This is a genomic window from Shewanella salipaludis (assembly GCF_012911865.1).
Classification (GTDB): domain Bacteria; phylum Pseudomonadota; class Gammaproteobacteria; order Enterobacterales; family Shewanellaceae; genus Shewanella; species Shewanella salipaludis.
The window spans coordinates 44,822-70,216 of record NZ_JAAXYH010000009.1; the positions used below are offsets into that span (position 1 = coordinate 44,822).

Consider the following 25,395-nt stretch of genomic DNA (forward strand, 5'->3'; position numbering starts at 1 on the left):
AAATTGCCGTTTTTTATGCCTGCAGCAAGAGTGCCGCCTAAAAAACGCTCACAACTTGCGTTGGACTAGGTTAGAATATCGTGCAGTTTTACGGCGCATAGCCGTGAATGATAATGATGTCGGCTAAGGACTGGGCCAGTAAAAATACGAGGTGATGAGTGCTGTTTATCTTAATCATGGGCCTGGCAGGTTTTGGATTATTTCTTGGTAATGCGGCTTTTTGTGCCGGCTTGCCAGTCAAACGTTGGTTCATCCTGGGGGCCTTGTTGGGGCCGGTTGCTTATCCCTTATTCAATACTCATAAGCACTTAGCCTACAAGCGCTGCACTAAATCCTTCGATGCCAGCACAGAGTGTTAGAGCGTCAGAGGCCCATAGAGCGCGCAATAAAAAAGAGAGCTTGGCTCTCTTTTTTATTGCGCGTTTCATGTTAATGCTTGGATATCAAATTATATGACTCGGCTAAACCCGTTTGTTGGTTCGCTGTCAGTTCCACCAGATCTTGGCCGGCACCACTTCGAGACGGTTGAGGCCGGCAGGCAACTGCACTTTCTTGCGGGCAGGCTTGGCAAATCCTAAGGCTCTCTTGATTGATTTAAACATAATCATTCTCCTCAAAAGTGTCGTTAAGCGATAGCTGCCAGTACGACAGGCTTGACCTTAATGTTGGGCGCGGCTGCCAGTTCGACAGGCTTGACTTTGATGTTGGGTGCGGCTGCCAGTTCGAGGGGTTTGACCTTAATGTTGGGCGCAGCTACCAGTTCGAGGGGTTTGATCTTGATGTTGGGCGCGGCTGCCAGTTCGAGAGGTTTGACCTTGATGTTGGGCGCGGCTGCCAGTTCAAGGGGCTTGACCTTGATGTTGGGTGCGGCTGTCAGTTCGACAGGCTTGACCTTGATGTTGGGCGCGGCTGCCAGTTCGACAGGCTTGACCTTGATGTTGGGCGCGGCTGCCAGTTCGACAGGCTTGACCTTGATGTTGGGCGCGGCTGCCAGTTCGAGGGGTTTGATCTTGATGTTGGGCGCGGCTGCCACTTCAAGGGGTTTGACCTTGAAGTTGGGCGCGGCTGCCAGTTCGAGGGGTTTGACCTTGATGTTGGGCGCAGCAGTCAGATTTACAGCCGAAGTTGTTTGATAAGAATTAAAATTTGCAGAAGCAAAGCAAGTGGCAGTCGAAGCTATAGCTACAGCGGTAATTATTCCCTTAATCATTTTGATAATCTCTCTGGTTAGTTTAATTTTTGACACTGAATTAACATTTGCTGGTATATATGCAGATGTTGTGCCAATGTTTAACCTAATGATCAGGGAAATGATTTAAGTGTTTATTTTTCGATCCGGCATGCTGCTCGCATCTCGCTGCAACAAGGCGGTAAAATCGACTTCCGGAATCGGCTTGCTGAATATAAATCCTTGTATTTCTTCGCAATTTAGGGCTCTTAATATATTGAGCTGTGAGGACTCTTCGACGCCTTCACCCACCACCGACAGTCCCATGTTGTGGGCTATGGTAATGATGGAATCCACCATCTTGAGATCTCTGTCGGACTTGTCTATATCGTCGACGAAGGCCTTATCGATCTTCAGCGTGTGTATGGGAAAGCGCTTGAGGTAGGACAGGGAAGAATAGCCCGTGCCGAAGTCGTCCAGCGACAGGCTGATGCCCATCTTGGCCAGTTGTTGCATGACCTTGATGGCCACCTCAGGCTGTTTGATGACCGTGCCTTCGGTGATCTCCAGCTCCAAATGACAGGCGGGTAGCTTGGTGAGTCGTAAAATTGACTCAATCCTTTGCTGAAGATCGGGTAGGGCAAACTGACGTGACGACAAATTGACGGCCACCCTGCCGCTAAACAGTCCTTGTTCGCGCCATTTCTGCGCCGCGAAGCAGGCTTTACGCAGTACCAGATCGCCGATCTCGACGATCAGGCCGTTTTCTTCGGCCTGTGGTATAAAATCATTGGGAGGGATGAGGCCGAGAGAGGGGTGCTTGAGCCTGACCAGCGCCTCCATACCGGCTATCTTGCCCAGTTTCACGTCGACCTTGGGTTGGTAATAGACCTCGAAATAGTCTTCTTTCAATCCTTCACGGATAAGGTTCTCTATTTCCAACTGCCTGATGGCGTTGCGGTTGAGGGATTCGGAGAAGAATTGATACCTGTTGCCCCCGGCCGATTTTGCATGGTACATGGCGATGTCGGCCTTACGTAATAAGGCTTGCTCGTTTTGCTCATCTTCAGGGTAGAGGACTATGCCTATGCTGACGCCTATCACCAGGCTCTCTTGTTGAATATCGAAGCTTCGTTTGAAGCCTTCGATCAACTGATTGGCTATCGCGGCACTCGAGCCTATGTCGGGATTTTTGTCTATCAAGACGGCGAATTCATCGCCACCGAGGCGGTAGACACTGGTATGGGTTGGAATGCTGGCCTGAATGCGTTCGGCAACCAGGCGCAACAGATCATCGCCAATCTGATGACCCAAGGAGTCGTTGATCTTCTTGAAGTTGTCGAGATCCAGCACCATTAGCGTGTGGTGAGTGTCTTTCTTGACTAAATGACTCAAAGTGACCTGTAGATTGGAGCGGTTAGGCAGTCCCGTCAATAAATCGTTGTTGGTGAGTTTTCTCAACTCTTCTTCCTGTTGCTTGCGGCGGGAAATATCGGAAAATACCCCGACATAGTGTGACAACTCACCCTGCTCATCATAGATGGCATCGATAGTCAGTTCCATCAGGAAGCTGTCATCATGGCCTTTGCTGGCCTCTACATCATTGCTCCAGCGGCCCTGTTGTTTCAGCATCTGCCTGATTTGATCCGAGAAGCTGTCGGGATAGCGTTCGAAATGCAGCAATTCGCCGATGAAATCGGTGCGGGTTCGTTGAGAAATAGTACAGCAGGCATCGTTAACTTCAACGAAGCGATATTGGTCGTCGAGAATGAACATGCCTTCGGAAATGTTTTCTATGGCACGTTCGAACAGGCGTAGCTGTTCTTCTGCCTGCTTGAAATTACTGATGTTCTTTATGGTGCCAGTCATCCGCAGTGGGTTATCCTGCTCGTCCCGCTCGACAATTTTGGCCCTGTCCAATATCCATACCCATTCATTGGCCTTACCTTTAACCCTATAGGCGACTTCGAAATGATCCGTTGTGCCTTTGAAATGATCGCTCAACGCTTCGCGAACGCGTTGTTGATCCACAGGATGGATATTACTTTCTTCATCGGATGCCCCGGCCCTGTGGCCGTCGCGGGGAAATTCGAGTGAGCCCCAAATGTTGGAGCGATAGATCTTTCCAGTCTCTATGTCCCAGTCCCACATCTCATCGCCGCTGCCCCACAGAGACAGCTTGAGTCGTTCTTCACTGGTTGCAATTTGTTTTTGTATTTTTCGACGACGTAATATTGTTTTTATTATGGTCACTGTTAGCAATATTGTGATTAAAACATATATTAATTTTGCCATGGTCGATAACCACCATGGAGGCGTTATATTGACTACTAAAGAGTGCGTCGGTCCTGGTTTTCCACTCAGTGGATTCACACCATAAACATTGAATATGTACTTCCCTGGCGACAAGTTGGTGTAAGTTGCTGAATCATTGCCTTTATCGGCTATCCAGTCGTCCGACAGGCCTGACATCTTATAATAGTATTCAATTTTTTTGCTATCGGATGCTGGTGAACTGAATTTTAGTGTAAAAGGATAGTCTGAATACTTTAAATTTATTTGTTCTGCATAGGTGATGGATTTACTTAGTATGTTACTATCAATCGGTTGGCTGACATTAAAAACTAGCAAGTCATTTAAAATGGTTGTTATTAACGTATTTTGTACATATTTATAAACACGCTCTTTGCTTATTGCGCTCAAACCATCTAAGCCTCCAAAGTAAAACTTGCCGTCAATAAATTCTCCACTGTTTGTATTGTATTCTATTTGGCTACCAAAGTCGGTTGTTACCCTATAGTATTTTGTCCCATTTTGAACTATTATCTCATTGATTGATGAGGCGGATAAGTTTCCTATATCGTCTACCGAGATTGAATATATTGGGTTTTCTCCGCTATATAGTTCATTTGTTTTCTTTGTTTTGATGTTGTAGGAGAGTATTGATTTACTAGTGCCAAAATATATTGAGTCATTAAACTTATTTACGCTGTAAACTATGTCATCTTCATAAATAACATTTTGTTCTCCATTTCTTAACTCTATTAATCCTCCTTGTGTTGCTATGTACAGCACACCATTGTAGGCATCTTTTATGCTGAAAATAGGTAGATCTTTTTTAATTTTAATGGTTTTTAATGATTTTTTTGTTTCTAAATCAAACCATACAACATGAAAATCATTTGTCCCATAAATTATTTCATTACCTTTTATTGTTGAGATGACAGATATATTGTCATTACTTAAATTCTCCTTTATGCCACTCGAAAGCGATATAGAAAAAAGTCCGCTCCTACTTCCTATAAATAAGGTGTCATCCTTTATAACCGCTGAAGTGATATTTTTTATTTTTGTAGGTATTTCTTTAAACTCATTATTAGTTGTGTTAAAAATTGTTATTGACTCAGAACCATCAGAAATAATCAATTCGTTGTCGTTTTTATGCAGTGACCAAATGTTGTTACTGTTTGTATTGATGTGTTCTACAAGATTGTTGTTCAATCCTATAGAAATAAACCCGGAATTGAGAAGTGAAACTAGAATTTTTTGTTTGCCTTGATATAAAACTGGTGGTGAATATGATGACATAGTTTCATATTTACCTAAGAGAGTAGTAGAAAAGTCAAACTCATTCAGATAATACAACATGTTCTTATTTGAGATGATAGTTTTTTCGCTGGTTGATATTCCTTCGATTTTTATTTTTTTTATTTCACTCAGAGTTTGAGTTTTAATGTTTAATTTAGATATCCCATGTTCTGAAAAAATTGTTGTTTCATTGTTTATTTTTGCAATGTCTAATGAATGACTTAAAATTTGTTTAGCTTTTTTACTTTTTTTGTTGAAGGATATAATTGAGCCATCATGATTTCTCACTATATAGAAATCATCAATATCCAATACTTTTTTGACACTGTCGAAAAGTTCGTTGGATATTGTCTTTGCTATGTTTAATGTGTTTTTATTTATTTCGATTATGGAATTGTTACTTCCAACTATTATATTTTCACCTGCAGAGTTCAAGGACCATGTTGCTTGGTCTAAACTTTGAATTCTTGTGAATTTATCCAATTTTTCATCATAACGACTTAAACCGTCATCTGTTCCAACATATAAAATATTGTCTATTATCGCTAGACTCTGAATAAATGAGCTTTGAAGACCGCTTTTTGATCCAGCTAAGAAATATTTGAATGTTTTCCCATCGAAACGATTGAGACCGCTGACTGTACCAATCCAGAGGTAGCCATGCTTGTCTTCTACCATGGAGGTTATGGTGCTTTGGGATAAGCCTTCTTGAACGCCAAAAGCTTCGCTCTGGAGCAAAACCTGTGAGTTTTTCATAGGCGAAGTTTCAGACAGTGCCAAAGAAGGGAGTGATAGCAAAAGGAGTGATAAGCAGAACTGATAGAAGATTCTAGGCATAATTATTCTTTGTTGTTATCCGAGGATGCCATGAAACAAGTTATTAACCTCACTTTTTCAGAAAGTTAGCTGTTTGTCAAAGGCTGTGGCGATAAATCTTGTTTAATCACGTTTATATGGGCCAAATGTGTGCAATTTGACATGTTTCTGCCGTTGCAGTGACGATAGATGCCTTCTGCATGTTGCTGCCGCGTTTTAAAGGCCAATGCCTGTATTATTCCTGGCCTATCTATTCGGGGTGCGAGATGAAGGCTCGGTTATTTGGCTAAAAATCAAACTTTTCGCTCTGCAGCTTGAACTGCCGCAAATCGTTGATCATGCTCGCCGAGGTCAAGGGTTCCAAATGCCTGTGTTGCTCGCCGTTGCTGAAGAGTACCAGGCGGTCACTGTGTTTGGTGCGCATCTTGCGCATCATGAATTTGAGCAGATCCGCTCGGGTCAGCTTGGCGATTTCGGCGACCACCAGCTCCCGCTGGTTAAATTGGTAATCCCGGTTGCCGACACTGACCCAATATCTCTGGCTGCGGGTCTTGAGGTTGGCGTCATGCTCCATCACTTGGTTGATCAGGCCTTCCTTGGTCGCTTCCCATTGCTCATTGGTGATCTGCAGCACGGCATAATTGAAGTCGGCGATGAACTCATCTATGGCCTCCAGCAGTTGCCTGGGTCCCGTGGTGGGGGACTGGATATAGAAGATCATTCCCGGATGTCGGTTCAGCGGCAGGTAGCCTGTGCCCACCATATAACCCAGCTGTTTCTCGGTCCTGAGTTCATGGAAGAAGGTCGATGACATAGTATGATTGAGCAAGCTGAACAGGGCCATCTTCTCCGGGGTGGCGGCGGCCGATTGATAATAGACTATGATGGCGCTGTCTTGGTGCGTTATCGCCAATTCCCGCAGCAGTGTGCCAGCCCCCGTCAGATTGACCAACTCTCTGGCGGACTCTGGACTGGGCTTGGACACCAGTGCCAGGATCTGGCTCAATCTGTCGCCCAGCGCCTGCGCCTCGCTGACCAACCAGTCACCATAGACCAGGCCTTCGAGATAAATCTTGTCGTAGAAGGCGCGCACATGGTCGTGGAGATCTTCCAGGCTGATGTCTTCCAGCATTTCGGCCATCCGCAGCGGCTCGTAGCTGCGTTTCTGCAGGGTCACAGTCAAACTGGTGAAAAGTTGAGAAATGGGCTTGGCCTGGGCGACATTGCCCCAACTGCGCAGTAGCTGACGTTTTATCAGCTTGAAGCGATCTTGGGTGAACTTACGCTCACGGGCCTTGTGGATCAGCAATGCCAGCAGGGTTTCTTGGTTGCCGGTGAAGCCGGTCAAATGCAGGGTGATGCCGCCCTGATGAGGATAAATATTGTAGCTTAAGCCAGCGACCTCGGCCTGGTAGGTGGGTTCGGTCAGGTAATCCAGCAACATCTCGACATAGAGGCGGGTCAGGGCCGCGTGCCTTGGCGTTATGCTGGCCTGTTCCGAGTCCAGCGACAGATACAGGTGCCCCTTGGGGACATTGAATTCATCGTCTTTCTTATGCCAGATGCGGTAGCTCTCGGTTTCGCTGACGATCACCGGCACTCGGGCCTGGCTCTTATCCGGGCGCGCCACGGATTCGGCGACGATGAAAGGATTAACTTCAGGCAGCTTAAGTTCCGGGCGAATCCTTGTCACATGCCAGCTTGCCAGGGCATCGGAGGCAATGGGCCTGATTTGATAAGGGGTGTGATACCAGGCCGCCTGTTGATCAGTATCCAACTCCCTGGCTATGAGTTGCAGCCGCATGTTCTCTGGAGTCAACATGGCCAACAGGGACAAGGCCTCGGCTTTGTCCAAACCATCCATGCGATAGTCGCCATAGAGCAGATCTGCGACCTCATAATGGTGCATGTTGATGCTCAGGTGACTGGCGAGATCTTGTGCCTTTATCTGCTCCTGGTATCTGAAGGCCATCTTGAGCAGGTTGGCCCGCTCCAGATAGCGCCAATCCTCCAGTCCTTGGGTGGCGATCAGCCGGATATATTCGAAGCAGGCGGTTATCAGGGTATCTGTATCGGCCAGTCCCTTATCCGTCAGCTGGAAGCTGATGTTGTAGTCTTTAAAGTTGTAGCCGTTGATGCCGCCACCGGCGGAGAGGTTGTCCGCCAGTCCCCTGTCCTTGAGGTAAGACAAGAGGCTGCCGGGACTCTCATTGCCCAGCAAGTGGCTGATGAAGGTCAAGGGTTTGCGCTTATAGAATGAATCTATGCCAGGCAGATTGAAACTCATGGTGAGGCGTTTCTGCTCCTTGAGCGGGATCACTTGGATCTGGCGTTGCAGCTCGTCAGGGCCGTAGAGAGGGACGTCCGGATAGCTCTTGGTGAGCCTCAGATTGTGGATGCCGCCAAAATAGCCTTCGGCCAATGCCTGCTGCTCATCCAGGGGGGCCGGGGATACCAGGCATAGGGTCATCAGGTTGGCGCTGTAGTGGGTCAGGTAAAAGGTCAACAATTCGGCGCGAATTTCCGCCTGACTGCCCGCCAGCGTGGTTAGGTTACCAACCGAAAACTTGGCAAAAGGATGCGCCTGGTTGGCCGTTTCCTTCTGGACCTGGTAGATGCGGCGGATATCGTCTTTCAGCTTGAGACTGAATTCAGATTCTATCGCCTGACGCTCGCGCTCGACCAAATCGAGGTCGAACTTCGGGGCGATGAAGAACTGGCTGAATCTGTCCAGCGCCGCCTCGAACACCTCGGCATTGATGGTGAAAAAGAAGTTGGTATGCTCTGTGCCCGTCCAGGCATTATTGCTGCCACCATGTTGGTTGATGAAGGCATGATACTCGCCCGAGTCGGGAAACTTGTCCGTGCCCAGAAACAGCATATGTTCCAGAAAATGGGCCATTCCGGGTCTGTCAAGGGGATCATCAAAGTGACCTACACCGACGGCCATGGCGGCCGCGGCCTGACTGGCATGACAGTCTTCTACCAACAACACCCTCAGGGCATTGTCCAGTTGCAGATAGCGGTAGTGGCGGTGGTCGTTGGGACTCTTATAAACAGACTGGGAGTTGGACAAGGATGAGGCTCCATTGTAGATAGCTTTTTATATAGTGATAGCCTTGAGGTTTTTTAGCAAATATCTCTTGTGTTTATCGACTAAAGATTAGGTCTTTGATGGTTTGTTCAAACGCTTTTTAGGGCTACAATTGGGATTAAAGGGATACAACAAAAATAACTAACGTCACGAGAAACGTATGCAGCTATTTTTAATGAGACATGGGGAAGCGGGTTATCATGCTCAATCAGACAGAGAACGTATTTTAACCGAGACCGGCCGCCACCATACAGGCATCATGAGCAACTGGCTGACCCGCAACGTGAATGCATTCGATCTGGTCCTGGTCAGTCCTTACTTACGTGCGCAGCAGACATGGCAGGAGGTGAGCAAACACTTTCCCGAGCCGAGAAAGTGGCTGGTATTGGACGAATTGACCCCGGCGGCAGAACCCGGCAAGGCCGCCGACTTGGTGTTGGCCTATGCCGAGCAATACAAGGCAGACAAGGTGTTGGTGATCGCTCACATGCCGCTGCTCGGGTATATGGTCAGTGAACTGGTCGCGGGTGTCGAGCCGCCTATCTTCGCCACCTCAGGCATTACCCTGATAGACAAGCATGCCGAACAGGCCTCCATAGTCTGGCAACATGCCCCCCATAGCATAAGTTGACCCTACCAGCGAAAAGGGCGCAGGCCTGCCTCTGTTTAAGAAAAGCGCATTCTTCCGGATGCGCTTTTTTTGTGTGAACCGATGCTTGGGTGTGAGTGGATACTTAGGTGTGAGCTAATGAGGGTAGGAGGCTCAGCGCCTATGGGGCTGCTCGCCAATGTCGATCAACACCAATAACGCCGCATCGCCGCCCCATTCTCTGGGCGCCTGGTGAAAGGCCTTGACCTTGGGGTGTTGTGCCAGCCACATGGGCACTTGCTGTTTGAGAATGCCGCTGCCGTAACCATGCATCACGCAGCAGCAGAGACTTTGCTGCTTGACGCAGGCCTGGATCAAGGCGGCCAATTCCAGTTTGGCTTCCGACTGGCGATAGCCGTGCAGGTCCAGCAGCAGATCCGGCTGGTAGTCACCGCGGCGCAAGCGCTTCAACTCCAGGCTGTCTATGCCTTCATTCAACCAGCGTATCGGGCCATCGACGGGGAGCAGCGGCTGATAAGTATCCGAAAAATAGCTGTCGGCATGCAGCTGACGCTCTTGCTGCTCGACTTGCTGTTTGGTTTTTAATGGCTCGCGAAAATGACGCTTGTCCTGCTTGATAGGTCTGATGCCTTCAATCAGCGCAGAAAACATCGCCAAGCCTTCCGGGTCGTGATCTTTATTCATTGGGGTATTCTATTGAATCCTATGCCATCTGAATAGACTTCAGTTACAATGTTGGCGAACAATCTAGCGGGAGCACGTTTTGGATAAGATTTTTGTTGATGAAGCCGTCACCGAGTTGCGGACGATTGGCGATATGTTGCGTTGGGCCGTGAGTCGTTTCAACGATGCCAACATCTATTATGGCCATGGCACGGATAACGCCTGGGATGAAGCCATAGCCCTGGTGTTTCACGCCCTGCATCTGCCGGATGAACTGGGTCAGCAAGTGATCCACAGTAACCTGACCAGCAGCGAAAAACACAAGATTGTCGAGCTCATCATCCGCCGGGTGCGCGAACGTCTGCCGGTGCCTTATCTTACCAACAAGGCCAGGTTCGCCGGGTTGGAATTCTTCGTCGATGAAAGGGTGTTGGTACCACGCTCACCCATAGCCGAGATGATCGCCAACCGTTTCGGCCCCTGGTTGTATAACAAGCCGGTTCATCGCATTCTGGATCTCTGCACCGGCAGCGGCTGCATCGCCATCGCCTGCGCCTATGAATTTGAGGATGCCGAAGTCGATGCGCTGGATATCAGTGAAGATGCATTGGATGTGGCGCAGATCAACGTCGAGACCTTAGGCGTGATGGATAGGGTCTATCCCATCCAGTCCGACTTGTTTTCCGCCATCCCCAAGGGACCCCAGTACGATCTCATCGTCTCCAATCCCCCTTATGTGGATGCGCAGGACATAGACGAGATGCCGGACGAGTATCATCATGAACCCGCCATAGGTTTGGCTTCCGGCCGTGACGGCCTGGATTTGACCAAGCGCATTCTCGCCAATGCCGCCGACTACCTGACGCCAACAGGTTTGCTGGTGGTGGAAGTGGGCAATTCCATGGTGCATCTGATCGAGCAATACCCCGAAGTGCCCTTCACCTGGGTGAGCTTCGAACATGGCGGTGATGGGGTGTTCGTGTTGACCTATGATCAGCTAGTTGAAAATCAATCACTGTTCGCCATCTATAAAGATAGTGAATAATACCAGGCCCGTCGGTTGCGGCCGACGGGCTTGGCGTCCGGCCCGGGGCCGTGACTTGGGGTGTTAAGTTTATAATCTGAGGTGTACAAACGGATGTCGGGAAACAGTATTGGTCAGAACTTTGTAGTGACAACCTTCGGTGAGAGTCACGGTGTGGCATTGGGATGCATCATAGACGGTTGCCCTCCGGGGTTGGCACTGACCGAAGCCGACATGCAGCAGGATCTCGACCGCCGCCGCCCTGGTACCTCACGCTATACCACGGCCAGGCGTGAGCCGGACCAGGTCAGGGTGCTTTCCGGGGTATTCGAGGGCAAGACCACGGGTACCTCCATAGGTTTGTTGATCGAAAATACCGATCAGCGCAGCCAGGACTACTCCAACATCAAAGACCTGTTCCGTCCGGGACACGCAGATTACACCTACCAGCAGAAATACGGCCTGCGCGACTATCGTGGCGGTGGGCGCTCATCCGCCCGTGAAACTGCCATGCGGGTGGCTGCCGGCGCAGTAGCGAAAAAATACCTCAAGCAAGTCCATGGCATAGACATCCACGGCTATATGTCGCAGCTCGGGCCCATCTGTGCCGAGCAGATAGATTTGGCCCAGATAGAACAGAATGCCTTCTTCTTCCCCGATGCCAGCAAGCTGGCGGCGCTGGACGAATACATGCGCGAGCTGAAAAAGTCCGGGGATTCCATCGGCGCCAAGATCACTGTGATTGCCACTCGAGTGCCGGTCGGCCTGGGTGAGCCAGTGTTCGACAGGCTCGATGCCGACATAGCCCATGCCCTCATGGGCATCAATGCAGTCAAAGGGGTCGAGATCGGCGATGGTTTCGCCGTGGTCAACCAGAAGGGCTCGGAGCATAGGGATCTGATGTCGCCACAGGGTTTCGAGTCCAACCATGCCGGTGGCATTCTGGGGGGGATCTCCTCGGGTCAGCCGATAGTGGCTCACATCGCACTCAAACCTACCTCCAGCATCAGCGTTCCGGGTCAGAGCATGACCGCCCAGGGGGAGACGGCCGAAGTCGTCACCAAGGGGCGTCACGATCCCTGTGTCGGGATCCGCGCCGTGCCCATAGCCGAAGCCATGTTGGCCATAGTGCTGATGGACCACTTGCTGCGCCATAGGGCACAAAATCAGGACGTACAGAGTCAGACTCCAGTCATCGGAATGCGTTAATGGCCGCGATAGTCAACACCGAGCGGCAATTGCGCTGGCTCCGTGCCTGTTATTTCTTTTTCTTCTCGATTCTCGGCGTCATGGTGCCCTATTTGGGGGTATTCTTCGAGAATCGCGGTTTCAACGCCCAGGAGATTGGCTTCCTGCTCGCCATTTTGATGGCGACCCGCATCATAGCGCCCAATGTCTGGGCCAGGGTCGCAGACCGCAGCGGGATGCGCGCCGAGCTGATAAAACTGGGCGCGGCAGCGGCGGCCATCAGTTATCTGACCTTCTTCTATCACGGCGGTTTCTGGTATCTGGCCATCAGCCTGGCGGTCTATACCTTCTTCTGGAATGCCATTCTGGCCCAGCTGGAGGTCATCACCCTGGAAACCCTGGGCGAAAATGCCGGCCGTTACGGCAGCATTCGCAGTTGGGGCAGCGGCGGCTATATCTGCCTGGTGGTGGGTGGCGGCTTCGCCATAGGCCACTGGGGCCCCGAGGTTTTGCCTTTCATCGGCATGGCATTATTCATCGGCATGTTGGCCAGCGCCTTGCCGCTGCCCGCCGATCGTGCCTCGGTACAGCGGGCGACCGAGCGCAGCAAGCTCAACTGGGATAAGTCCCTGCTGTGGTTTCTGTTGTCGGCCCTGTTGCTGCAGATGAGCGCCGGCCCTTTTTACGGTTTCTTCGTTCTGTACCTTAAGCAGGCGGGCTATTCCGAGGCCATTGCCGGGCTGTTCGTCGCCCTCGGGGTGGTGGCCGAAATTGTCATGTTCCTGTTTGCCCCCAGATTATTGAGTCGCCATGGGGTCAAGGCCTTGCTGGTGCTCAGCATAGGCCTGACTGCGCTGCGCTGGCTATTGGTAGCCTTTGGCGTCGACAGCATCTTGTGGCTGGGGCTGAGTCAGCTGCTGCATGCCTTCACCTTCGGCCTGACCCATGCCGCCTCTATCCAGTTTGTGCATCGGCACTTCGAGGTGAGCCATCGCAGTCAGGGCCAGGCCTTGTATGCCAGCCTGAGTTTCGGTGTCGGCGGTGCCTTGGGCACTTGGCTCTGTGGCCTGATCTGGGGCGATGGCTCGGGCGCCGTCTGGAGCTGGGTCTTCGCCGCCGCTTGTGCCGCTGCGTCCATGCTGGCGGTGCTGGCTATCCCCGATAGCCAGGATAAGAGGCCCAGGTGATCATCATGTCCGCTGGGCACTGACCATGTTGTCGTAGTAAGAATATTCACGTGAAGAGGTAAATCATGACGGTACGCTTTCGTTTGGGGTTGCTCATCAATCCCCTGGCCGGTTTAGGCGGCAGTGTTGGTCTCAAGGGCAGTGACGGCGTAGCCGCGGATGCCTTGGCACTGGGGGCCAGCCCCAAGGCGCCGTTGCGGATGGCACAGGCGCTGGAGATGGTCAGGGATTATAGTGCCGAACTGGAAATCGTGACCGCCTCCGGGGACATGGGTGAAACCGTGGCCAGGGAGCTGGGATTCAAGGTCCGCGTGGTCTACCAAAGTCCGGAGCATACCCAGGCCGACGATACCCAGGCGTTGGTGCGGGCCTTGGCGGCCGAGCCCTTGGATCTCCTGTTGTTCGCCGGTGGCGATGGCACGGCTCGGGACGTGTATGCCGTGGTGGACGAGCACTTGCCCGTGCTTGGGGTGCCGGCCGGCGTGAAAATACACTCGGGTGTCTATGGCATCACCCCCAAGGCGGCGGGCCTGGTGGTCAAGATGTTGCTCGACGGCGAGCTGGTCAGCCTGATGCAGGCCGACGTGATGGATATCGACGAAGTGGCTTTCAGGCAAGGCAATGTCAGGGCCAAACGCTATGGCGAGATGCTGGTACCGGCCGAGCCCAGATATGTGCAGGCGGTGAAGATGGGTGGCAAGGAAGTCGATGAGATGGTGCTCGCCGATATCGCCGCCGACGTGATAGAGCAGATGAATGATGAATATTACATCATGGGCTCTGGCAGCACGGTCGCCGCCGTGATGCAGGAACTTGGCATAGACAATACCTTACTCGGCGTCGATGTCATCCAGAATCAACAGCTTATTGGCGCAGATTTAACCGCGGACGCCCTGCTTGAGCTTACAGAACATCAAGCCACCAAGTTGGTCATCACCCTCATAGGAGGGCAGGGGCATATCCTGGGGCGGGGCAATCAGCAGCTGTCACCGGCGCTTATCCGCCGTATCGGCAGAGACAACATTATCATTCTGGCGACAAAATCTAAGCTGAAAGCACTTGAAGGACGACCGCTAATTGTGGATAGTGGCGACCCTGAATTAGATAGTGAGCTTGGCGGCTACTATAAAATTGTCACCGGGTACCATGATTATGTGATGTATCAGGTGGGCAACCCGGATCTTGTGGACAGTGACAACAGCGTGGAGAGTGGCAACCAATGTTAGAGAAATACGAGAGCGCCTTGGAGCAATGGATCACCAGTGTGGTCGGCGAAGGGGACGATGACGCCCTGTTTGCCTGCGGCTATCTGCAGGGCCATGTGGCCGTGGTATTGGCACAGCTGGAAACCGACGGGAGCAGCGATCTGGCAGCCCTTGAACTCAAGATGATCGATTGCCTCGAGCTCGCCAACCGGGAGCTCAATGACGCTGACTATGGCTTGGTCGAGCAGGCCTGGGCCCAACTGCGCCAACGTATCGCCGCTTGAACATCGCGACCATATTCACTCATACGGGCCTGTGATAATGAACAAACCCCATGTCAGCATAGGCCTGGTCAACCCCAAGACCCCGGTGAACGTCGACGGCATCATGCGTGCCAGTGGCTGTTATCGGGTCGATTCAGTGTTTTATACCGGCAGGCGCTACGAGTTGGCGGCCAAGTCGGGAGAGGCGCAGTATCAGGTCGACACCAAGGCGGCGGCCAAGCGCATTCCACTGACGGGGGTGAACTGCCTGTTGGAGCACATGCCTGCCAATGCCAAGCTTATCTGTGTCGACTTGGTGGAAGGGGCGACGCCGTTACCCGAGTTCGAACATCCGCAGAATGCCTTCTATGTGTTTGGCCCAGAGGACGGCACCATAGGTCAGCAGCTGATAGACAGGGCCGATGCCGTGGTCTATGTGCCAACGGTCGGCTGCATGAACCTGGCCGCCTCGGTCAACGTGCTCTTATACGACAGGTTGGCCAAGTCCAGTCAGATGATCGCCGGCGATGCCCTCATTCGCCAGAGCCGCGACAACAACAACAGAGTCAGGGTCAAGCCGCAACGCGCATGAGTGCCCATTGGCGCTTAGAGCGCCTTGCCCTTGAGCAACTTGCGCATCCACATGCGGTTGGGATTGAGCAGCGCCAGGCTGGGGTAATCCAGCGGCGGGATCTCACCACATAACTGGGCCGCCAGGCATTCGGCCGCCAGTGGCCCTGAGCTTAAGCCGCGTGAGCCCAGCCCACCCAGCACATAGAGACCCGTATGTATCGGCGCCGGCCTGGTCTGCCATTGGTGTTGCGAGTCATGGCGCCGCTCATTGGTGTGCTCTTGTTGCCCGTAGGCGGCGAGAATCGCCTCCACATCCGGTGCGCAGCCCATCATGGGGAAATGATCCCGGGTGACCATACGCACTCCAACCCTGGCCGCATGGCCGCGGATATCCATTTCCTCTACCCAAGGCTTGTTGCCGTAACTGTGCTGCATTTTATGCAGGTTTTCCAATTGCTCCGCCGGGCTGTAGTCCAGGTTGGGGGCATCTTTGACATAGCTGGCACCCATGCAGTGGAAGTTGTCGTCGAGTGGCGTCAGGTAACCGTTGGCACAGAGCACGGTCGCCAACTTACTCAGCTTGGGACGGCCGGGAATATGGCTGACCTGACCGCGAAAACCGCTGATCTGTAATGACTTTGTCTGTTCGAGTCGGGTCAGCTGAGCGCCGCCGGCCAGGATGACCCGGGCGAAGGGGCCAAAGGTGTGTCTGTGTGAGTGCAGATACCAGGCCGCATCCTTATATTCCAGCCGCTGGATCTCTGTGTTCAGTCTTTGTTCGACCCGGGCCAGGCGCGCCGCCTGTGCCAGCGCCGCCCGGGTGTATTGCGCCGGACTGACCCAGCCCCCCAAGGGATAAAAAAAGCCGGCCTTGTCCAGGCTCACTTTGGCTATGGCATTGGCCTCGGTTGCTGTGACGGCTGTGGCGATTTCCGCCGGCCAGTCCTGGCCCTGGATTATCTTGTCCAACCTGGCCTGGCTGCGGTCATCGTGCCCGGTTTGCAGCACACCGCAAAAATCATGGGCTATGGGATAACCTGCATCCAGCAGCTGCTGCAAACGGCGGCGGCTGAAGAGAAAGGCCTGTTGGAAGAAACGGCTCAGCGGGCCATTTTCCGGCGTCAGCAGCGGGTAGATGGCGCCTTGCTTGTTGCCCGATGCGCCCTGGGCCAGGGCGGCATCCTGACAGAATAGGGTCAGCGGTTGGCCGCGTTCGGCCAGGGATAACGCCAGGTGGGCGCTGGCGAGCCCGCCCCCTATGATGGCTATGGGGGAATGGGATGGCCCGGCCGTCGGCAGGGGGCAGAAGCCCTGGTGCGTTCGGGTTTGATGTCTGAGGGCCCGGCGCTCCTGCAGGGCGATGGTATCCTGGCCTGGGTCGCTTGCCGGCATTGGTGTTGGCTCAGGCGCGTCGGGGGCCAGAGCCTGGGACACCTGGGCTATGTCGACCAGGGCGAAGCCGGTTTTTCTGGCCAAGCCGGCCAAATCAGCCAGCCCTGTGGCTGGAGAGGATGCCGGCCCGGCGGCATGCCATAGCCTGGCGTCATCGCGGCTGACCCTGGCCATCTGCCACAACAGTTTCTCGTGCCGGTTTGAGTCCAGGCATTGGGGATGGATAAACCACTCATGTATGAGCCCGGTATCTTGCACCGCCAGCGTGGACAGGGAAGCGAGCAAGGGGCCGAAATGCAGATCGACAATGAAGCGGCCGTCATCAAAACTTAATCTCTGGCAGCCTATAATCCTTGCGGGACAGGCCCTGATGAACTGCTCGGCCAGCGGCGACCAGGGGTGAGGCTCTTGTCCAGCGGCGGCCGGCGTGCGCTCCGTGGCTAGGATGCCGGCATCTTCCCAGTGCCGTTGCAGCCAGGTGGCGTCTATGGCCTCGGATTCAAATACCGCCAGCTGCAGACGCGCGTTTGTCTTCAGTTGGCGCTGCGCGTGCCACAGCCCCAGGAGTTCGTCCCCGGAACCCAGTCCCAATTGGGCTAACACCCGTGTTGGCATCTTGCTTTGCGCCTTGCCGGCCTTGGGCAACTGCTCGAGTAACCGGCGCCAAAATATGCCCATGCCGCTCTGTTCCCGGCGATAAGTTGCTGGATAGACATGGGCGGGTTTGTTATGTTCGGGCTTATGATGGGTGGCTTTATCGGCTGGAACAGTCAAAGCATTTTACTCTCGGTCGCATAATTGGCATTATTTTACCTGCCTTTATGGAAAGCTGACCACTTAATTGCACTAAAGCAGATATTATTGGCTCAGTGAAAATAGGTACTACTTGTACAAAATGGATAAGCAGAAATGAAAAGAGTCGTGATAACCGGAATTGGCGTTGTTTCAAGTATCGGTAATAACAAGCAAGAAGTGACAGATTCACTCAAAGCCGGACGCAGCGGTATTACTCACTCAGATCAGTTTGAGGAGATGCAGCTTCGCAGCCAGGTATGGGGCAATATCAAGTTAAACCCAGCGGAGCTTATCGATCGCAAGGCGTTGCGTTTCATGGGCGATGCGGCAGCCTATGCCTATTTGGCGATGCAGGAAGCCATAGCCGATGCCAACCTGGTTGAAGAGCAATACTCCAACCCCAGAGTCGGGCTGATCGCCGGCACCGGCGGCGCTTCTTCATCCAATCAGGTACAAGCCGCCGATACCCTGCGCAGCAAAGGTGTCAAGCGCGTCGGTCCTTACATTGTCCCTCGTATCATGTCGAGCACCGCCAGTGCCTGTTTGGCCACGCCATTCAAGATCAAAGGCATGAACTATTCCATCAGTTCTGCCTGTGCCACCAGTGCGCACTGTATCGGCCATGCCGTCGAACTCATCCAGATGGGCAAGCAGGACATGGTATTTGCCGGTGGTGCCGAAGAAGTGGATTGGACCCTGACCATGGGATTCGATGCCATGGGCGCCCTGTCGACCAAGTACAACGACACCCCTGAGAAAGCGTCCCGTACCTATGATGCCGACCGTGATGGTTTCGTGATCTCAGGTGGTGGCGGTATCGTAGTGGTCGAGGAATTGGAGCATGCCCTGGCTCGCGGCGCAAAAATCTACGCCGAAATCATAGGGTATGGCGCGTCATCCGACGGTTACGACATGGTTGCACCATCGGGCGAAGGCGCAGTGCGCTGCATGCAGATGGCCATGGCCGATGTCGACACCCCCATAGATTATGTCAACACCCACGGCACTTCGACTCCCGTCGGGGATGTGCGTGAACTCGAAGCCCTGCGTGCCGTCTTCGAAGACAAGGTGCCACCCATAGGTTCGACCAAGTCCATGACCGGGCATGCCTTGGGCGCCGCCGGGGTACATGAAGCCATCTACAGCCTGCTGATGATGGAAAATAACTTCATCGCCCCCAGCATCAACATAGATAACCTGGATGAGGCAGCCAAAGACATGCCTATCGTCAGGGAATATCGCGATACCGAATTGACCACAGTGATGAGCAACAGCTTCGGTTTCGGTGGCACCAACGCGACTCTGGTGATGCGTAAGTACAAATAACAGATGGATGTTGCATCGACCAACCGAGAAGGGAAGCTTAGCTTCCCTTTTTTATTGCGCTTTTGGGGCCGTATTTGAGCCAGAGGCAAACGACCGGCAGGATTTTAACTCGCAAGCTTGCTAGAATGCCCGGCATCAATCGCCCATCCCTGTTTGCAGGACGTCAAATGCTGATCCTTGTCGATGAAAATATGCCCTATGTCGAGCCCTTGTTCGCCGACTTGGGCGAGATAGTGGCGGTCAATGGCCGTAGCCTGACCCCGGAGCAAGTCAAAGATGCCGACATACTCCTGGTGCGTTCCGTCACCCGGGTCGATGCCGCCTTGCTGGCGCAGAACAGCCGCCTCAAGTTTGTTGGCAGTGCCACCATAGGCACAGATCATATCGATCTCGATTATCTGGCCTCACGGGCTATTCCCTTCGCCAACGCCCCCGGCTGTAATGCCATCGCCGTCGGCGAGTTCGCCTTCATCGCCATGCTGGAATTGGCGCAGCGTTTCGGCGAAACCCTCAAGCACAAGACGGTCGGCATAGTGGGGGCGGGCAACACCGGCACCGCGGTGGCCAACTGCCTCAAGGCCTATGGGGTGCGGGTCTTATTGTGCGATCCCCTGTTGGCACAGAGCGGGGACGAGCGTGAGTTCATCGGTTTGGATGAGCTGCTCACCGAGGCAGACGTCATCAGTCTGCATGTTCCCATCATCAAGACGGGTGAGCATAAGACCCACTATCTGTTCGATGAAGCCAGGCTGAAGTGCCTGAAGCCCGGGGCTTGGCTGCTCAACTGCTGTCGCGGCGAGGTCATAGATAACCGCGCACTTATCCGGGTCAAGCAGCAGCGACAAGATCTCAAGTTGGTCCTGGACGTGTGGGAAGGTGAGCCTCGTCCCATGGCCGAATTGGTGCCTTTGGTGGAGTTTGCCACGCCGCATATCGCAGGTTATAGCCTGGAAGGCAAGGCCCGCGGCACTTTCATGTTGTATCAGCGCCTATGCCAATTGCTAAATCTTGCCGCCGATAAATCCCTGGGCAAGCTGTTGCCCAGCTTCGCCGTCGACAGTCTCGCCCTGACGGCCATGCCGGATGAGCGCGGCTTGCTGCAGCTGGCGCGCCTGGTCTATGACCTGCGCGATGACGATGAGTTGTTCCGCAAGCACTTCGCCGATGAACAGGGCTTCGATCAGATGAGAAAAAATCATCGCCATAGGCGTGAATTTAGCGCCTTGACGCTGGTATACCAGGGGCAATCTGAGGTAGATTGGTTGTTCAAATTAGGATTTTCAGGAGTCGGTCGGTAACTATGTCAGAAGCAATGTCTCAAGAATTTAACGTTGTCGTGTTAGGTGCGTCGGGCGCAGTGGGTCAAACCATGATAGAGATCCTCGAAGAGCGTAATTTCCCGGTTGCCAACTTATACCCATTGGCGAGCAGCCGCAGTGCCGGTGAAACCGTCAGCTTCCACGGTAAACAGGTGGAAATTCTGGACGTGGAAAGTTTCGACTGGTCACAGGCGCAAATAGGTTTCTTCTCGGCCGGCGGCAGCGTGTCGGAAAAATGGGCACCGATAGCGGCCGAAGCAGGTTGTGTGGTCATAGACAACACCTCTCACTTCCGCTACGACATAGATATCCCCTTGGTGGTGCCCGAGGTGAATCCCCATGCCATCGCCGATTTCCGTAACCGTAACATCATAGCCAACCCGAATTGCTCGACCATACAGATGTTGGTCGCGCTCAAGCCCATCTACGATGCCTTCGGCATTTCGCGGATCAACGTGGCCACCTACCAGTCCGTGTCCGGTACGGGCAAGAAGGCCATCGAAGAGTTGGCCAAGCAATGTGCTAAATTGCTCCAGGGCTTACCGACCGAAGCCGAAGTGTATTCCAAGCAGATCGCCTTCAACGCCTTGCCGCAGATCGATGTGTTCATGGATAACGGTTACACCAAGGAAGAAATGAAGATGCTCTGGGAGACCCAGAAAATCTTCGGTGATGACGAGATCACAGTCAACGCCACTGCGGTGCGGGTCCCTGTATTCTACGGCCACTCCGAAGCCGTTCACATAGAGACGCGCCAAGCCGTGGATGCCGAAGATGTTAAGGCGCTGTTGCGTGACGCCCCGGGCGTCGTGCTGTTCGAATCCGATGACGAGTTCCCCACGGCGGTGACCGAGGGTGCAGGGACAGATCCTGTCTATGTGGGGCGGGTACGCAAGGACATATCCCATTCCCATGGGATTAACCTCTGGGTGGTGTCGGACAATATCCGCAAGGGCGCCGCCTTGAACAGTGTGCAAATCGCCGAGATCCTGGTCCGCGATTATTACTGATTTCGTCCTCCTATCGACGGATTTAGTCTAAAAGCCTGCAGCCAGCAGGCTTTTTTTGTTTTACAATTGTGAACAGTAGCAGGCCAGAGATTTCTGGTTTATAGTAATTCTAATAAATACAATAGCCTAAAGCCTGTTGTCGCTTGACAACCTAATAGCGCTTGAAAGGGAAGAATTGATGACTTTTTGCACTTCATACCGTGTTGGCCTGATGGCCGCTGCCTTGTTGGTTTTTTCTGCTTCTCCACTCAGCTATTCCGTCCATGCCGCCGAGCCCCTCAGAATTACCGGACCAGATGGCCAAACGCGGCAGCCAAATCGTCAATATGGACCCACGACGGGGGCCGATACCTTCTGGGGCATAGCCCAGAAGATGCGCCCGGATAAGAGTGTCAGCGTGTATCAGGTGATGGCGGCCATCTATGAAGCCAATCCACACGCCTTCAGCAACAACAATTACAACAGTCTGGAACGCGGCATGATATTGCTCATCCCTTCGAAAGAAGTGATGGCGTCATTCCCCAAGGCAGCAGCCAAGCAAAGGGCCGAGCGTGACGACGGCCAGGCTATCACTCGAACGACTCGAGTCGATGCCATATCAAAAGACATAGCAAAAGACATAACAAAAGACATACAAGCGGAAAGCACGGCCGCGACTCAAACGCCAGCCGCAACGGCGACGCATGAGCCCGAGGCCAGGCCAGCCAAGGTGCAGATAGCACCACCAGCTGTGGCCAGCAAGGGCAAACCGAACACAGAAGTCAATCAGGAGCTGGTATCGCGCCTGGAGGCTGCCGACAGCAAGAACCTCTCCCTGACCGACGAGCTTGCACGCCTGCAAGACGAAATGCTGGTGCGGGGCACGGACATAGAAACCCTCCAGGGCCAGGTTACAACCCTGGAACAGCGCATTGCGGAGCTGGAGCAGGCCTTGACGGCCAGCAAGCAGTTGAATGCACAGTTGCAGACGGAAAACGACGGCCTGAAACAGCAAAATGCGGCTGCGAGCGAGCCGGCTGCCCCTGCCAATACCTGGCGCACCCTGATGGATAGCCCCTGGTTGTTGGCGTTGGGGGCCATCATCCCCGCCTTGTTGCTGCTGGGATTGGTATTCTGGTGGTTGGGGCGTCGCCGCGAACGTCCAGTCGTTGAGGCCGGGATGGGAGCGCCCGTGGCCATGACGGCCACAGCCGCGGCCGCAGGGGCGATAACAGCCACAGGGGCAGAAGATGCCTCTGTCCATCTGGATACCGACGATGAAGATCCTATCGATTCGCTGCTGGAAGTGGGCAGTTTCGACTCGACCCACGAGATGAAGCTGGATCCCCTGGATGAGCCGGATATGGACGCCGACATCTTTATCGACACGGGCGAGAATGGCTTGTTTGCCGAAGACGAAGGCCAGTCCCTCGATGATCTCTGGGCGGAAGCCATGGGTGAGCAGGAAGAGGCGGATGCCGCCGAGCCGGATGATGCCGACGATCTGGATGCCCTGTTGGCCGGTTTGGATGAGGATGCCGGCATAGATAACCAAGCCGTCGCTGAAGTTGAGGCTGACGCTAATCGTCAGGCAGACACTGCAGCAGGGAGCGCGGCCGAAAGCGAGATCCAAAGCGAAATAAAAAGTGCAGCACCGGCAGCCGCACATGATCTGGACATGGAGCTTGGAGCCCTGTTCGATGAACTCGACGAGACAGAAGATAGCCTCAATGCCATTGACGTGCAGCTCGGCGACGCCGAACTTGGTCAAGGGGTGGGGGATGAAGATCTCGATGCCTTGTTGGCCGGCCTAGCCCCTGCAACAGCGCCTGCAGCGGCCGAAGCCGAGGCATCCGGGCAAAAACCGCTGGCGCCCGAGCCGTTGGAATTCGAGTCATCCGAGCTGAGCGATGCCATTGCCGCCGAGCTGGAGACAGATGTGGTCCTGGACGAGGATGAGGATCTCGACGCCTTGTTGGCCGGCTTGGCTCCTGCAGCCGTTGAGTCTACAACAGCCGAGCCCGTAGCAACCGATCCTGTAGCCGAGGCAGCAGAACAAGAAACCGGGCAGCAACCCCAGTCGCCCGAGCCATTGGAATTTACGTCATCCGAGCTGAGCGATGCCATCGCCGCCGAACTGGCGACAGATGTGGTCCTGGATGAGGAGGAAGATCTCGACGCCTTGTTGGCCGAATTCGGGACCGAGCCCGAGACGCAGGCGTCGCTGGTCGAAGACGTTGCCGTCGCTGACTTTGCCGCCCTGGATGAGCCTATCGAAGCGCTGCAGGCGGCGGAGGATGCGGATCTCAAGGCGCTGCTGGCCCAGTTCGATGTGCCGGAGCAGGAACTGCCGGATGAGGACAGCGACTTCGACATAGAGACTGAGCTCAATGCCACCTTCGCGCAGATGGATGAGGTCAAGGATACGGCTGGCCCAGCCGTGAGTGCCAAGGCCAAGGAGAGTGGTTTCTTCAAGGATCTCAAGGCCAACAAGGCCAAGGAAGCCCAGGTGTTGGAGTGGGAATCCGCTTTGGAGCCGACGCCGTCCGCGGCGCAGCGCGATGAGATAGACATCAGTGACGATAATCTGCTGGCGGCCTTCGCCGGCAACTCGGCGCTGAACTCAGATCTGGGCTCAGATTTTGACTCGGATTTGGACTATGACGAGGCATTGGCCCCGGAAGACAGCTTCGCCTCCATGGGGGAGTCAAGCCTAACCGTCGATGAGGCGTTGGCGGCACTGGATGCCAGAGAGTCGGCGAAGAGCCGGACATCCGATGAGCAGCGCGAGGACTCCCTGGCGAGTTTCCAGAAGGAGAATGGCTTCATAGATATCGACAAGTTGCTCAATGAGTCGGACGACGAGCTGTCGGACACAGATCTGTATAAGGATGTGTCGGTCGAAATGGGCGAAGTCGAAGCCTTACTGGGCAACACCCCCATGATAGATGTCGACGATGAAGAAAATGCCGTCAATGCCAAGTTGGATCTGGCCAGGGCCTATATCGAGATTGAAGACAAAGACAGTGCCAAGGCCCTGCTCGGTGAGGTGCAGCTCGACGGCAACCCAAGGCAACAGGAAGAGGCGGCCGGCCTGTTGAAAAACCTGGCTTAAGAGGCCAAATCCGCATCTTGGCTAAACGGCACCCCGAGTGCCGTTTTTTATTGCCGCTAGCCTGACTTCACATTGAGCTCAGGCGCGGACCTAAACCGCGGCAGGCCCCATGCCGGAGTCGATAAATATCTGTCCGGGAGGTGAATTAGCCGCTTTGGCTGTGATAAAATGCGCCGCTTAATTAGCAGAGTGCGGTGAGAGGAATAAGCAATGCGGGTAGCATTAGGTATCGAATACGACGGTCATGGCTTCTATGGTTGGCAGCGCCAGGCCGAGGTCGATTCGGTGCAGGCACAACTCGAGCGGGCACTGTCGACCGTCGCCAACGAGCCTATTTCGGTTCAGTGTGCCGGTCGCACGGATGCCGGCGTGCATGCTACCGGCCAGGTAGTGCACTTCGACACCCAGGCGGTGCGGGGCATAGGGGCCTGGACCCTGGGCATCAATGCCAACCTGCCCGACAATGTGGCCGTACGCTGGGCCAAGGAAGTGGACGATAGCTTCCATGCGCGCTTCTCGGCCACCGCCAGACGCTATCGCTATGTGATTTACAACCATAACCTGCGCCCCGGCATATTGCGCCAGGGGGTGAGTCATTACCATGGCGACATAGATGCGGCCAGGATGCATGAAGCGGCGCAGTACCTCTTGGGTGAACAGGATTTCAGCAGTTTTCGCGCCATAGGCTGTCAGTCAAACACCCCGTACCGCAATGTCCATAGGGTCAATGTGACCCGCCAGGGCATGTATGTCATAGTCGACATTCAGGCCAATGCCTTCCTGCATCATATGGTGCGCAATATTGTCGGCTCCCTGCTCGAAGTCGGCTTGGGAAACCAGCCGCTGCATTGGTTGCAGGATCTGTTGGCGCTCAAGGACAGGAACCAGGCGGCGGCCACGGCCAAGCCCAATGGCCTGTATCTGGTGGATGTGACCTACCCAGAGCAATATCAGTTGCCTAAACTGGCACTGGGTCCCCTGTTTATGTTGGATTGAGCCGGCGTTCACGCCCGAGCTCGCTTGTGTGAATCTTATCTGACATGGCCCGGCAGTATAGCCTGAGAGCCAGGTCTCAAGCCT

The 25,395-nt window shown here is 53.8% G+C and carries 18 protein-coding genes; 12 read left to right on the forward strand and 6 right to left on the reverse strand.

Annotated elements, in window-relative coordinates; translation table 11 throughout:
• Nucleotides 1-88: 88 nt before the first annotated feature.
• The 4 genes from HC757_RS12820 to HC757_RS12835 form a co-directional block, all read right to left on the reverse strand.
• Nucleotides 89-253 carry a hypothetical protein gene (locus HC757_RS12820; RefSeq protein WP_169564776.1) on the reverse strand — a complete coding sequence of 55 codons (165 nt, stop codon included), beginning with the start codon at nucleotides 251-253 and terminating at the stop codon, nucleotides 89-91.
• Nucleotides 254-625: 372 nt separating this feature from the next.
• Complete coding sequence (locus HC757_RS12825; protein ID WP_342343069.1) at nucleotides 626-1,246, reverse strand: hypothetical protein; 621 nt, start codon at nucleotides 1,244-1,246, stop codon at nucleotides 626-628.
• 69 nt (nucleotides 1,247-1,315) lie between these two features.
• Nucleotides 1,316-5,593, reverse strand: coding sequence for an EAL domain-containing protein (locus HC757_RS12830; protein WP_169564777.1), 4,278 nt, complete (start codon nucleotides 5,591-5,593; stop codon nucleotides 1,316-1,318).
• A 265-nt stretch (nucleotides 5,594-5,858) separates the two neighbouring features.
• On the reverse strand, nucleotides 5,859-8,648 hold the full coding sequence (locus HC757_RS12835; RefSeq protein ID WP_169564778.1) for an insulinase family protein: 2,790 nt from the start codon (nucleotides 8,646-8,648) through the stop codon (nucleotides 5,859-5,861).
• Nucleotides 8,649-8,826: 178 nt separating this feature from the next.
• Between HC757_RS12835 and sixA the strand changes: the two genes are divergently transcribed.
• Nucleotides 8,827-9,297 carry a phosphohistidine phosphatase SixA gene (gene sixA / locus HC757_RS12840; protein WP_169564779.1) on the forward strand — a complete coding sequence of 157 codons (471 nt, stop codon included), beginning with the start codon at nucleotides 8,827-8,829 and terminating at the stop codon, nucleotides 9,295-9,297.
• Nucleotides 9,298-9,429: 132 nt separating this feature from the next.
• On the opposite strand, the gene smrB is transcribed toward sixA, so the two are convergent.
• Nucleotides 9,430-9,960, reverse strand: coding sequence for an endonuclease SmrB (gene smrB, locus HC757_RS12845; protein ID WP_169564780.1), 531 nt, complete (start codon nucleotides 9,958-9,960; stop codon nucleotides 9,430-9,432).
• A gap of 79 nt (nucleotides 9,961-10,039) precedes the next feature.
• Between smrB and prmB the strand changes: the two genes are divergently transcribed.
• The 6 genes from prmB (at nucleotide 10,040) to HC757_RS12875 (ending at nucleotide 15,398) form a co-directional block, all read left to right on the forward strand.
• Complete coding sequence (gene prmB / locus HC757_RS12850; protein ID WP_169564781.1) at nucleotides 10,040-10,984, forward strand: 50S ribosomal protein L3 N(5)-glutamine methyltransferase; 945 nt, start codon at nucleotides 10,040-10,042, stop codon at nucleotides 10,982-10,984.
• 93 nt (nucleotides 10,985-11,077) lie between these two features.
• A complete protein-coding gene (gene aroC, locus HC757_RS12855; RefSeq protein WP_169564782.1) occupies nucleotides 11,078-12,172 on the forward strand; it encodes a chorismate synthase in 1,095 nt (364 codons plus the stop codon).
• Nucleotides 12,172-13,338 carry an MFS transporter gene (locus tag HC757_RS12860; RefSeq protein WP_169564783.1) on the forward strand — a complete coding sequence of 389 codons (1,167 nt, stop codon included), beginning with the start codon at nucleotides 12,172-12,174 and terminating at the stop codon, nucleotides 13,336-13,338. The genes aroC and HC757_RS12860 overlap by 1 nt, the downstream gene beginning before the upstream one ends.
• A 65-nt stretch (nucleotides 13,339-13,403) precedes the next feature.
• The gene (locus HC757_RS12865; RefSeq protein WP_169564784.1) at nucleotides 13,404-14,564 is read left to right on the forward strand and encodes an ATP-NAD kinase family protein; all 1,161 of its coding nucleotides are present in this window, start codon (nucleotides 13,404-13,406) and stop codon (nucleotides 14,562-14,564) included.
• On the forward strand, nucleotides 14,558-14,827 hold the full coding sequence (locus tag HC757_RS12870) for a YfcL family protein (protein WP_169564785.1): 270 nt from the start codon (nucleotides 14,558-14,560) through the stop codon (nucleotides 14,825-14,827). Before HC757_RS12865 ends, HC757_RS12870 begins: the two co-directional genes overlap by 7 nt.
• A gap of 37 nt (nucleotides 14,828-14,864) precedes the next feature.
• Nucleotides 14,865-15,398 carry an RNA methyltransferase gene (locus HC757_RS12875; RefSeq protein WP_211164409.1) on the forward strand — a complete coding sequence of 178 codons (534 nt, stop codon included), beginning with the start codon at nucleotides 14,865-14,867 and terminating at the stop codon, nucleotides 15,396-15,398.
• Nucleotides 15,399-15,412: 14 nt separating this feature from the next.
• Here the strand turns inward: HC757_RS12875 and mnmC1 are convergent, their stop codons facing one another.
• Nucleotides 15,413-17,545 carry an FAD-dependent 5-carboxymethylaminomethyl-2-thiouridine(34) oxidoreductase MnmC1 gene (gene mnmC1 / locus HC757_RS12880; protein ID WP_425313966.1) on the reverse strand — a complete coding sequence of 711 codons (2,133 nt, stop codon included), beginning with the start codon at nucleotides 17,543-17,545 and terminating at the stop codon, nucleotides 15,413-15,415.
• A gap of 135 nt (nucleotides 17,546-17,680) precedes the next feature.
• On the opposite strand from mnmC1, the gene fabB reads away from it, so the two are divergent.
• From fabB to truA, 5 genes are all read left to right on the forward strand, one after another.
• The gene (gene fabB / locus HC757_RS12885) at nucleotides 17,681-18,892 is read left to right on the forward strand and encodes a beta-ketoacyl-ACP synthase I (RefSeq protein WP_169564787.1); all 1,212 of its coding nucleotides are present in this window, start codon (nucleotides 17,681-17,683) and stop codon (nucleotides 18,890-18,892) included.
• 167 nt (nucleotides 18,893-19,059) lie between these two features.
• The gene (locus HC757_RS12890) at nucleotides 19,060-20,190 is read left to right on the forward strand and encodes a 4-phosphoerythronate dehydrogenase (protein WP_169564788.1); all 1,131 of its coding nucleotides are present in this window, start codon (nucleotides 19,060-19,062) and stop codon (nucleotides 20,188-20,190) included.
• A gap of 14 nt (nucleotides 20,191-20,204) precedes the next feature.
• Nucleotides 20,205-21,221 (forward strand): aspartate-semialdehyde dehydrogenase, encoded by a 1,017-nt coding sequence (locus HC757_RS12895; RefSeq protein WP_169564789.1) that lies wholly within the window; start codon nucleotides 20,205-20,207, stop codon nucleotides 21,219-21,221.
• A 178-nt stretch (nucleotides 21,222-21,399) separates the two neighbouring features.
• Nucleotides 21,400-24,315 (forward strand): FimV/HubP family polar landmark protein, encoded by a 2,916-nt coding sequence (locus HC757_RS12900; RefSeq protein WP_169564790.1) that lies wholly within the window; start codon nucleotides 21,400-21,402, stop codon nucleotides 24,313-24,315.
• 210 nt (nucleotides 24,316-24,525) lie between these two features.
• On the forward strand, nucleotides 24,526-25,311 hold the full coding sequence (gene truA / locus HC757_RS12905; RefSeq protein WP_169564791.1) for a tRNA pseudouridine(38-40) synthase TruA: 786 nt from the start codon (nucleotides 24,526-24,528) through the stop codon (nucleotides 25,309-25,311).
• Nucleotides 25,312-25,395 lie beyond the last annotated feature (84 nt).